Origin of the sequence: Candidatus Syntrophosphaera sp., assembly GCA_019429425.1 — a bacterium.
Classification (GTDB): domain Bacteria; phylum Cloacimonadota; class Cloacimonadia; order Cloacimonadales; family Cloacimonadaceae; genus Syntrophosphaera.
This window is the reverse complement of sequence record JAHYIU010000078.1, coordinates 1-11,655: the sequence shown is the minus strand read 5'-3', so window position 1 is coordinate 11,655 and position 11,655 is coordinate 1. Positions and strand designations below refer to the sequence as shown.

Annotated in this window: 7 protein-coding genes; all 7 read right to left on the bottom strand. The window is 57.2% G+C overall.

The window, feature by feature from the left end; translation table 11 throughout:
• The coding region (locus K0B87_07955) for a UPF0164 family protein (GenBank protein MBW6514675.1) at positions 1 to 299 on the bottom strand (299 nt) is incomplete at its 3' end.
• Between the two features lie 8 nt (positions 300 to 307).
• Positions 308 to 5,305 carry a hypothetical protein gene (locus tag K0B87_07950; GenBank protein MBW6514674.1) on the bottom strand — a complete coding sequence of 1,666 codons (4,998 nt, stop codon included), beginning with the start codon at positions 5,303 to 5,305 and terminating at the stop codon, positions 308 to 310.
• 13 nt (positions 5,306 to 5,318) lie between these two features.
• Entirely contained in the window at positions 5,319 to 6,563 is a 1,245-nt protein-coding gene (gene purD, locus K0B87_07945; GenBank protein ID MBW6514673.1) for a phosphoribosylamine--glycine ligase, read from the bottom strand.
• Positions 6,560 to 7,786 carry a CinA family nicotinamide mononucleotide deamidase-related protein gene (locus K0B87_07940; protein MBW6514672.1) on the bottom strand — a complete coding sequence of 409 codons (1,227 nt, stop codon included), beginning with the start codon at positions 7,784 to 7,786 and terminating at the stop codon, positions 6,560 to 6,562. The genes purD and K0B87_07940 overlap by 4 nt, the downstream gene beginning before the upstream one ends.
• 4 nt (positions 7,787 to 7,790) lie before the next feature.
• Positions 7,791 to 9,314 carry a proline--tRNA ligase gene (proS, locus tag K0B87_07935; protein ID MBW6514671.1) on the bottom strand — a complete coding sequence of 508 codons (1,524 nt, stop codon included), beginning with the start codon at positions 9,312 to 9,314 and terminating at the stop codon, positions 7,791 to 7,793.
• 476 nt (positions 9,315 to 9,790) lie between these two features.
• Positions 9,791 to 10,318, bottom strand: a complete 528-nt coding sequence (locus tag K0B87_07930; GenBank protein ID MBW6514670.1) for a hypothetical protein — start codon at positions 10,316 to 10,318, stop codon at positions 9,791 to 9,793.
• Positions 10,319 to 10,383: 65 nt separating this feature from the next.
• The coding region (locus tag K0B87_07925; protein MBW6514669.1) for a translocation/assembly module TamB at positions 10,384 to 11,655 on the bottom strand (1,272 nt) is incomplete at its 5' end.

The following is an 11,655-nucleotide window of genomic DNA, read 5'->3' as shown; positions in this document are numbered from 1 at the left end:
TTCAGGCCGATGGTCACGCCGTTGGGGAGGGGCTGGCAAAAGTTAATGTTGTCGTAGGAGGCCAGCCCGCCGTAGAGAAAGGCATGCATGGCCGACAATTCCGATTCCCGGATCTGTGCGATCCCGGCGGGATTCCAATAGATCGCGGAGCCATCGTTGGCCAAGGCGGCAAAGGCACCGCCCATGCCCAGGGGGCGGACACCCGCACCGATCATCATGAAATCCCCGGCATAACGGCCGGCGGCCAGTGGCAGAACAAGGGCCAGAGTGGCTAAGAGAGATAGCAGTTTAATATTCATAACATCCTCTATTTGAGAATCGCCATTTTCATTGTTTTTTCGATCTTCTGATTGCCTTTGCTGGCAATGATCTTATAGAAATACACGCCATTGGCCAGGGGATAGCCGAAGTCGTCCTTGCAATCCCAGCCGTAAACCGTGCGCGGATATTCGTGGTAGCCCACTCCGGTGGGCAGGTTGTCGAAAGTTTTTGCCAGTCTTCCTGCTACGGTGTAGACCTTGATAGTGACCTTGTCCGCGTCGTCGGTTAGCACATAGGTGAACCGGGTCCGACCGTCATTTTTGGGGTCGATCGCGTGGCCGGTCACGGGGTTGGGGTAATTGGCGAAATTGCGCACTTCGAAGGTTTCGTTCACCACAAACTGGATCTCGCGGGTGTTGAAATTGCCGTTCACGTCTTTGCAATCGACCACCAGGGTGTAATTTCCCCGGCTGAGGTTGATCTGGTATTTGATGGGGATCCGGTTGACATTGTCCGTATTGATGGAGGTCACGTAATCGCCAGGCGAGACCTGGCTGCCGTTCAGATAGAGCTGGATCGTGTTATCGAAGACGTCGATCCCGTTGGCATCGCTCAAAATGAGGGATAGGGTCCCGGTGCCGGAGATATAGCCGCCCACGGTGAATTCCTGGTCTTGGACGTTTATGTCGATGGAGGGCCGGATCCGGTCCGCATTGCGGTAGATGGTGTAGATGCCCTGCCGGCGCACTTCAAAAACGACCAGGTCGTTGGCGCTGGAGATGTTTCCCCCCTGCAGGATCCACTTGCTACCGCGGGCGTCCCAGCGATAGATCTTGTATGAGTTTTCAGATTCCAGGCTTTGTGTTTCGGTGTCCGCGGCGCTGTAGTAAAAGGTAAGCTTGAACCTTTTGTTGTTGATCAGGGTGTCGGTCGAATCAACCAGGGCGGGATTGAGCGACCTGATCTCATAGGCATTTGAGGGGATCGCGGTGGGCAGGGAATCGAATGAGCGCAGCTTGATGGCGCTGATGTCCGGCTGGTTGTTGGCCATTAGTTCGCCCAGGCTGGTAATGGAGAAAAAGGCGCTCTGTTCAGCGGGCACGAGCCCCTGGGGAATCTCGCAGGCCAGATTGTTGTCCAGGCTGCTGATAGTCGCCCCGGCGTCGTTTACCGCGTGGTAGTTGAAGCCTGCCACCAAGTTGATCTGGTTGTTCGTGGTGTAGTCGATATGCCATTCAGAGAAGGAGTTGCTCCAGTTCACCCGCGCCTGGAAAGTGATGTTTCCAGGGGCCAGCCCATCTAGGGAAATCGTCTCCCAGCGTTCTTCGTTGATTTCCAGGGGTGCCAGGTCCTGAGTGCTGAACAGAGTTTGCGCGCCTCCTTGGGGCTGGGTGTACAGCCTCAGGTCCGTGGTGATGGAGGCCGCGTTGCCGATGTTTTTCACCAAAACCTCGATGTAGGGACCTGAGTCACCCACCTCCAGCCTGATATCTCCCAGAAGCAGGTCCGGCCCCCGGGTCACGTGTCTGGAGACGAAGGATTCGATCGTTCCGTCGGCCGTGGTGACGGAATATTTGTAGCTGACTTCCTGGCCGGTATTCTGGCGAGGCATCATCTGGGTGGTGATCCAGGCATTGTCGATATCCGTATAGGGGGTCATAGGCAAAGAGAGCCAAAGGGGATTCTGGGCGTCGATGTTCCTCGTGTAATAGCAGGTCATGGAACTGACCTCGGAATTGCTGAACACTCTGGCCACGAAACGGACGGAATCAGCCCAGGTGGGGCTGGCTGGAAGTGTGGCGTGGTGCATCACCGCGGCGTTGCCCACCCCGAAGAAGTTCCGGCCCACATATTCATTGCTGGGAGAATATCCCGCCACATAGATCGTCCTCAGGTATGGCGGATTGTCAGTGGTGGGGATGATGTAATTGGCATCGAAATTTCCGTTAATGACCGGCAGGTCGTAGGGGATGTTACTCACTATCTCATTGGCTTTCATGATGTACAGCCGGGCCGCGATCACATCCGGAGGGAACTGCGCGTACACCCGCAGCGTGTCTCCCGGCTGGAGAAGGTAACTCTGTGCCGTGACAGGGATGTCGCCGACTGGCTTCAGGGTTTTGATCAGTGCGTCTCCCAGCAGCGCGGCCGCGTTGGTGAGGGCGTAGCGGGCCTGGGGAAGGGGATTGGTGGTGTAAAATCTGGCCAGGGTAAATTGGTATGCTTCGCCCAGGGTGGCGAAATCGTGCTTGAAGAGCGCTTCCGTGAAGGCCAGCCCCCAGAGCTCGTCCTGATACATGTAGCCAAGGCCGCTGAAGCCCAGGGTCGCGATCGCCCCTTTGTTTGGCTGCATCACGAGGACCTCGCCGATGCTGTTGATCCCGTTCGTATCGAAGGAGGAGGCATAGCAGGCAAGGCTGAGGACGATGGGGTAGGCCTGGTTATTGAGCGTGGCCACGTCGTTGTAGTTGAAGAGGTTGTAGTCCGCCCAGATCCTGCCTCCGCCGTGGCCGATGAAGTGCAGGTACTGTGTGCCCGAATTGATGGCGTCCTTGAGGTCGAAGGTGCCGCCGAAGTATTCAGGGCTTACGGTTTGGGTGGAGGTATAAACCCTCGTAACCCGCGAGTCTTGGGGCATGTTCTTCCTGCGGATCCGTTCAGATTGCTGGGCAAAGAGGTCAGTGGCGTCGGTTAATCTTCCGCCGGAGCTGATGGTCAGATGGCTGTTCCAGAGCCTGTTGGTGAGCAGGTTGTTGCGGTAGTGGGCTGCCTTGTTGGCGAAATCCAGGACGTGCTCGACCTTCCAGGCATTGATGCGGGATACCGAGATATCCGGCACCAGGTCGGTGCCCACGATCGTGGCATACCAGCCGTCGCTGGCGGTGGCCCCCTCTTCGGAGGTCCAGGTTTTTTTCACCGGCACCAGCGCGTATTGGCGGGCCGGGCTGTTGTCCCTCTCGTCGTTGATCCCCTCTCCCAGGAGCACCACATGGGTCAGTTGGGGCGAGGACCAGTTGTTGTAGGCATAGGTGAAGAACTCTTTCAGGGATTCGGCGGAGCGGATCCCGTGGTTGAACTCGTCGAAGATGTCCTGGTAATCGACCCTGGCCACGACGTTGTTGCTTGCCTCCCAGGTGCTTACAAGCAGGTCTCCGCCTTCCGAATGGATGAAATCACGTCTTCCGACGATGATCACATTCGCGGCATTGGCAGGATTTTTCAGGTCTGATGGGATGTTCAGGCGCATTTCTTTGGGCAGGGATTTCATGTTCTCGGTCACGGCGTAGTACTTGACCTCGGTGGAAGCGACGCTGTCCTGAATGGTGACCGTCCAGGGCGCCACGCCTTCGATGTTGAAGGGTTCGATCTGGCAGCTGTTGAAGATAGAGGAGCCTATCTTATAGACGGAGATCTGGTTGTTGCTGAATCCCTCCACCTGGAATTGGTAAAGGCCCGCAGGCCGGTTCGAGGGTTTGGAGAATTTGATGAAATCTTCGTCGGTCTTGTATTCCCGCCAATAGGTGAGTTCCAGGTAATCCAGCATCACGTGCTCGTTATAGCCCGAGACCGTGTTTCCGGAAAGGCTGATGTACATGTAGTTGGTGCCGTGCATGAAATAGGAATTGGCAATGTTGCCCTGGTTTTCAAAGATCTTTTCGGTTTGGCCGGACCAGGTGTGGTTGTTGATCATGGCCTGATTGATGCGCACGGTTGCCTCGTGGTCCAACTGGTTCGATCCCGCGTAGGTTAGCCCGAAGAGGGACACCCTGGCATGGGCGTATTGGATCGCGCTATCCAGCGGATATTGCAACTGGAAGGGAATGATGTCCAGGTTGGGGGCTTGGATCCTTCTCCAGAACCAGGTATCCTCGCGATAGTAGTTGGGATTGTAGTTCCAGCAATTGCCCAGCTTGTCGGAAACCAGTTGTTCCTCAAAATGGACCGTTTGCTCATAGGCAGCGGGAACGATGTACAGGAAGGGATCGGATTCGATCAAACCGCCGTTCTCCACTGCCATCCGCGCTCCCAATCCGCTCTTCAAATAGAGGGTGTATACGTTTTCCGCGGTATAGTCATCTGAATAGCCCTCATCCCCGTAATGCCTGTCTCCGTAGAATTCAAAGAAGTCCTGGGGGTCGAAGCTGCCGTCCGATTCGCCCTGGAAATGGATGGGGACGGAGCCGTACTCGTCCCGCAGTTCAAGATAGCGGGGATCGACCGTGCTTGGTTCCCAGGCCATGCCGACTCCCAGGGAATCGGCCATGAGGTTGATGAAATCGTTCAAATGGGCATAGCTAACCTTGTAGATGCCCTCTTTGTCCACGATCAGTTGGATCTCGTTGACCAGCGAGGTCCCGTTCTTGGGGGATTCGTAGCTTTCCGCGCGGCTCTTGGGCAGCCTCCAGCCCTTGGAACTGGCGTTGTTCAGGAAAAACGCGTCCCCGGCCTGGTCGATGGGATTTTCGCTTAGCTGCCAGTTCGGCGTGGCCCCCTTGCTGCCGTGGATCTGGATCTGGACGGTGAATTTGGTGTTCACCACCAGTTCCTTTTCCGCGGCACGGTATTGGAAGGGGTAGAGGTGCAGAGGCACGAAGTTGCGGTCGCCGATGAAAGCGGTTTCCCCCACCTGGGCGATCTGCGCAGGATAGGCCTGGTTGCTGCGGTAGGCTGAGGTATCCTGGTGGAAGACGTAGTCAACTTCGTCGTTCTCCAGGACCCTTTTATAGACTGGCTTGAGGTTGATGTTTTTGAGGACGGTGCTTCTCACTCCGGTCACTTGGGCCGTGGCCCATCCGTCGATGGGAATGGCGATCGCCTCGCTGAAGACACGGAGCTCCGGAAAGCCCTCCCGGGCATGGATCGCGCCGTCGTCCGAGGAAATGTATTGCCAGGTGCTACCCTTGATCAGTTCATGTCCGATCTCGTATTCGGGCAGCGTGAATTCCACCACCAGTTGGTCCGCCGTCTGGCTGAGGACGTTGAAGGTTGCCCCGAACAGGATCAGGGGGAGCAGGGCCAGGCCTGCCAGGATCGCTGATTTCATTAATACTCCGCCTTCAAAGTGTGTTGTTCCGCCGCGAGATGTCGCCTCGGAAGGTCTTGCCTGAAAATTTAACCGCGTCGAGGTCCTGATACACCTTCCGGCGGGCTGCTTCGATGTCATTGCCCAGCGCCACCAGGGAAAGCACCCTGCCGCCGCCGGTCACCAGATTTCCGTCTATTTCGCCCACTCCGCTGAAGTAGATCCTGCCGCCCAAGCGCGGGCTGATGCTGATCGAATGGCCTTTGACGAAACTGCCGGGATAGCCTTGGGAGGCCAGCACCACGCAGATCGCGCTTTGCCCGCTCCACTTGAGCTGGAGCTTGTCCACCCAGCCTTCCGTTATGGCAGAACAGACTTCGCGCAGCGGTGTCAGGAGCAGGGGCAGCAATGCCTGGGCCTCGGGATCTCCCAATCGGCAGTTGAATTCCAAAACCTTCGGACCCGATGAGGTGATCATCAGGCCGCAGTAGAGCCAGCCGCGATAGGGGCATCCTTCGGCACGCAGGGCAGCCAGGATGGGGGAGACGATCTGCCCTTCGATCTGATTTCGCCAGGGTTCGGCTTCCGGCACGGGACAGAATGCCCCCATGCCGCCCGTGTTGGGGCCCGTGTCGCCTTCACCGAGTTGTTTGTGGTCCTGAGCGAAGGGCGTGGTCTGAAAACTGGTCCCGTCCGTCACCACGAACAGCGAAACTTCCCAGCCCCGCAGATATTCCTCCACCACTATCCCGCAGTCCGGGCCGATGTTCTTGGCAAAGCCGGCTACTGCCTTGCAGGCCTCATCCACGTCTCCGGCGATGACCACCCCCTTGCCCGCGGCCAAACCGTCAGCTTTGACCACGAGGGGAAACTTTCCCTGGCCGCGAATGTATTCCAGCGCGGAAGGGTGATCGGAAAAGGAGGCATAAGTTGCGGTGGGGATGGAGTGTTTGGCCATCAGGGCCTTGGCAAAGATCTTGCTCGTCTCGAGCCGTGCCGCGGCCTGGCTGGGCCCGACGCAGGGGATGCCGTGCTCGCTCAGTCTGTCCGCCAAACCCTCTGCCAGCGGTTTTTCCGGGCCAATGAAGACCAGGCCGGGCTGCTCGCGCTGGCACCAATCCAGGATCTCGGTATTTGATCTGAGCGGCAAACAGGGAAATTCCCTGGCCAGGCCGGCGTTTCCCGGCGCCAGGAAGATGTCCGCGGCTGCTTCGTGTTGGGCAAAGGCGTCCGCGATCGCGTGTTCCCGGCCGCCTCCGCCTATGATCAGGATTTTCAAATCATGGTTCCTTGCATGTTTTGGATTAAGTGCAGGATGGCAAATTCAGCAGCCTTGTGCCGGATCTGTTCCCGGTCGCCGCTGAAGATTTGCGTCAAACTCCACACCTTGTGTAAAACTGAAAATCCATAACAAACGGTTCCGACCGGTTTTTGAATGGTTCCTCCATCCGGACCAGCCACTCCGGTTACCGAAATGGCTGTCTGGGATTCTGTCAAGTCTTTTATTCCCGAAACCATCTCCAGCGCGCTTTCCTCGCTGACCGCGCCATGCTCCGCCAGGGTTGACGGGCTCACTTTCAGGACCCTCTGCTTGGCCGCGTTGGAATAGGCGACGACGCCACCCAGGAAGACATCCGAGGCCCCGGGCGGATCCGTGAGCATTTTCTGAAGCAAGCCTCCGGTGCAGGATTCCGCGACCGAGACGCTGAACCCTTTGGCGCGCAGCAGACCGTGCAAAGTGCCCGCGGGCGTGTCTTCGTCTCTGCCCCAGAAATGGTTTCCGAGCAAGGGCAGGCAGTGCGCGACCGCCTTGTCAATGGCCTCGGGGTCGCTGCCGTAGAAGCGCAGGTCCACCCTTCCGGTTTGGGGCAGCCAGGCCAGATTTGCCTCCGCGGGGAAGCGGAAGCCGCTCAGAAGCTCGGCCAAAGCGGATTCGGAGATGTTGAAGGTGTGCAGGGTCTTTTGGATTACCGGAGTTCCGCCGTGTTTGCCAGCCAGGATCCGTTTGGCATGGGAATCGAACACATATTTCATCTCCAAAGGCACGCCGGCAAAGGCGAAAAAGGATTTATTCCCGCTCGAGTAATACAATCCCGGGGCTGTGCCGCGTTGATTGGACAAGGCAACGAAACCTTTGGGGATCAGCGCTTGGTTGCGGTTGATCTCTGGCGTGGGCAAATTTCGTGCCGCGAAGCGTGACTGCACCTGTTTCCAGACCTTCTGGTCAAACTCCAGTTCCGCCCCGAAGAATTCCGCGATCACGCTCTTGGTGATGTCATCCGCCGTGGGCCCGAGCCCGCCGGTGCTGATTACGACCTCGCAGCTTGCCCAGCACTGCTGGAGGGCCCTTCTGATCGCTTCCGGCTCATCTTTGACCGTGAGCGAAAATTCCACCGCCAGCCCCAATCCGGCCAGTTCAGATGCCAGCCAGGCCAGATTCGTATTCAGGGTCCGCCCCAGCAGGATCTCGTTGCCGATGGTGATGATGGCGCTTCTGGGCATGGGTTTAGTAGGATTTGGCAAAGATCACGCGCCGGTTTGAGGCTTTGCCGCAGCAGATGCAGGACCCGGATTCGGCTTCAGCGCCGAAGGGGATGCAGCGGACCGTAACCTTCAGGTCGTCCTTGATCTTTTCTTCGCAGGCCGTGTCCCCGCACCAGTGTGAAAAGGCAAAGCCGCCGTGGATCTCCGGCTGGGCGGCGTTTTTGGGTGTAAAGAAGGCTTGGAACGCGTCTTTGCCGTCGATTCGGACGATGTTCTCGTCCCGGAATTTGAGGGCCTTGGCCAGGATGCAGCTTTGCATGTCGGAAAGTGTCGCGAGAGCTTGTTCAACCAGATTTTCCACCGGTACGGATTCCTTTTCCCGCGGCTCTTTGTCCCGGCGCGCCAGCATAACCGTGTTGGCGGCCACGTCCCGGGGGCCGATCTCGATGCGCAGCGGGATGCCTTTTTTGATCCAGTGCCAGTTGCGTTCGCTGGAGGTGAGGTCGCGGTCGTCCAGTTCCGTATAGACGCGGACTCCGTCAAATTCTTTGTGTTTGAAGGATTCTTCGATCCTGGCGGCCAGCGCCATCACGTCCCTGTACTCGGCCTCGTCCCTGTAGATCGGGATGATGGCAATATGGGAAGGCGCGATTTTCGGGGGCAGCACCAGGCCGTTGTCGTCGCTGTGGGCCATGATCAGGGCCCCGATCAGGCGGGTGGAGACGCCCCAGGAGGTCGTCCAGGCATATTCGAATTCGCCTGCGCGGCTCTGGAAGCGGATGTTTGAGGACTTGGCAAAGTTTTGTCCCAGGAAATGCGAGGTCCCGGATTGCAGCGCCTTACGGTCCTGCATCATGGCTTCGATGCAGTAGGTGTTCACGGCGCCGGGGAATTTCTCGCTTTCGGTCTTTTCGCCCTTGAACACGGGAATGGCCAAAAACTCCTCGGCGAAGCGGGCGTAGACGTCCAGCATCTTCAGGGTCTCATCCATCGCCTCGGCTTCGCTTTCATGCACGGTGTGGCCTTCCTGCCAGAGGAATTCCGTGGTGCGCAGAAAGAGGCGGGTGCGCATTTCCCAGCGCACGATGTTTGCCCATTGGTTGATCAGCAGGGGCAGGTCGCGATAGGAATTGACCCATTTGGCGAAGGAAGCGCCGATGATCGTCTCGCTGGTGGGGCGCACGATATAGGGCTCCGTGAGTTCGCCGGCGGGCTTCAATCCACCCTGGCCGTCGTCTTCCAGCCTGCTGTGGGTGACCACGGCGCATTCTTTGGCGAAGCCTTCAACATGCTCGGCTTCCTTCTCAAAATAGCTCTTGGGGATGAAGATCGGAAAATAGGCGTTGCGGTGCCCCGTCTCGCGGAACATCTCGTCCAGGGCGTGCTGGATGTTTTCCCAGATCGCGTAGCCCCAGGGCTTGATCACCATGCAACCGCGGACCTCGCTGGTTTCGGCCAGGTCGGCGGCCTTGATCACCTGCTGGTACCATTCCGCGTAGTTTTCTTCCCGGGTCGGCTCGATCGCCGTGCGCTGTTTCTTGCTCATCTCTTCTCCACTCTCGGTCGTTTGGAGTACCAATCCTCACAGGCAGGCATATTGTCAATAGGAAAGCTTGCCGGAACGCAAGTGCGTCAGTCCTTTTAGGTTTGATCCAGAGAGAGGGAGATCCCGGCAGCGGCTCAAACGGCAAGTGAAAAGCGGTGTGAATCGGGCATAAAACACTATTAATTAGTATCTTAGGCAAGATTTTGAGTAGGAGCCCTCCTTCAACCCTCCCATTATCATTACGGTGTTAATACGGACTCATTACGGACTTTGTCCGTAATGAGTCCGTAATGATAGCGTATTGATAAGGGGGGCCATCCATTAAAATTATCCGGCGCGGATCTTGGTCAAAGCCATTCCATTCCGACGATCGAGGATCCAAGGAGTGCCGCAAATCTGTTACAGATCATGTCTAAGGATAATAAAACCCGCCGCGGGGACGGGTTTTCGGGCTGTAAATATGATTCGCGAGCCGGTTATTGGTTGAGCCAATCCTCTTTGATGACCGGTTTGGCAGTGGGGTCGGGATCGTTGATGTCGTAGATGTCCTTGGTGATGTCATAGCTGACGGTGATGCCTTTCTTGCCAAAATCCTTGGTGGTGGTCATGATAACCGCGCCGGCGTCGGAGAAAGAAAACTTGAATTGCGGGGTGTCGAGCCCGGCGGGCAGGTTCAATTCCTCAATGGTGAGCGGCCAGGCGCCGAAAGGATCGTTTTCCTTGTACACTTTGGCTTCATTGGCGATGAGGCCGAAGGTGGGGAGGACTTCGCCGACCATTTGCTGAAGCTCCAGTTCGCGTGCTTTTTCGGCCTTCATCTGGTTCATGCCGAAGATGAAGATGAACACGACCCCGGCCAGGAGCAGGATCATGATGATCTCCACGAGGCCGATCTTATGGCGCGGATTGATCGACTGGGCTTTATCTTTGGCAGCTTTATCAGCCTGCTGGGGAGCGGCTTTTTTGTGTTCTTTGGCTTTCTTGTTATCCATGGCTTCAGGCATGGCAACCTCCAGGGAATGATATTTTTTTCATGATTTCGGAAGTGCTTTTTTTGTCAAAGGATTTATTACAGGCCCCAGAATCTGAATGACCTCTGAAGCATGATCTCATGGGATGTTTTGGCTTCGAGGAGGTTTTTATCCTCCAGGGGCTCATATTTGAAGGTGTAGCCCAGGCGCAGTTGCCAGGGCAGGAAGAGACGCAGGGAGGTGTAGTGGGTGGTGACGATCTTGGTTTGGTTCAGGAGGTCCGTGGCTTCCTGCAGGGTGAGAGTGTAATCGAGGAAGACCCTGCCGCCCAGGTATTTGCTGAGGGAAATGGAAAGGTTGTTTAGCAGGATGGCGGAGCTGAACTGGGTGATGTCACTTGTGAACTGGTCCATGTCCGCGTATTCGGCCAGTTGGTTGGGGTCGTTGGAATATTGCATGAAGAGGTTTTGGATGAAGCCGGCGTTGATGCTGAAGTTGTCCAGCCCGAGCCAGCGACGGATGGTGTTTTCCAGGGGATATATGAAGGGCGTGACCAGGGTGGTGCTCAGGTTTTGCGAGATCAGGTTCAGCGCCTGGTCCTGTAGGCCGGAGCCCTCCATTTTTTCGCTGTCCTCCTCGGCGGCCGTGCTGTAGCGGGCCCGGGAAAGGATCTTGCTGATGGTGGTGTCGTCCGGGTTGTCGCTGCTCAGGGTGAAGGTAAGGCGGTCGAAGATGGGCTTGGAGACGTCCGGGTCGGTGGAGATGGCGAGGGTGACGACGGAGCCTCGCGGCGAGCGGCGATAGAAGGAGCCCTTGATGTCGATCAGGTCCTGGGAGTCGATGATCCTGATATTGAGGTTCTCCACCTGGAAGATGGTGCCGAAGAAATCTATGGTGCCTTCCTCTGAGACGAAATTCGCCTCATTGGCCACCCATTCGCGCCCGTCATAGGTGATGTGCAGGAACCCACCCCGCTGCATCCGGAAATTGGTGGGATAGGTGATGTAGCGGACATTGTCCATCAGGCGGACCATCAGGTCCAGCGTGAAAGGCAGGGGAATGGCGTCGCCCACTTGTACCACGGCGGGTTTGGCCAACGCGCCGCGGAAACTGTAGATTAGGCTCAGGAGGTTGTCGGTGTTGGGAGGGAAAACCAGCTCGGAATTGGAGATAAGGACCTCGGCGGAGATGCGCATGTCCTCAAAGGGCCCCCTTATTGTGGCGAAGGGGGTGTTCTGGCCCTGCAAAACCACGTTGCTGCGGTTTTTGGGCAATGTCACGAAGGGTATGTTGACGGTCGCCCCCGGCTGTTCGATGCGCAGGGCGAGGCTGCCGAGGTCGAGGAAGCCAACGCTGAGATGGGAGTCGGG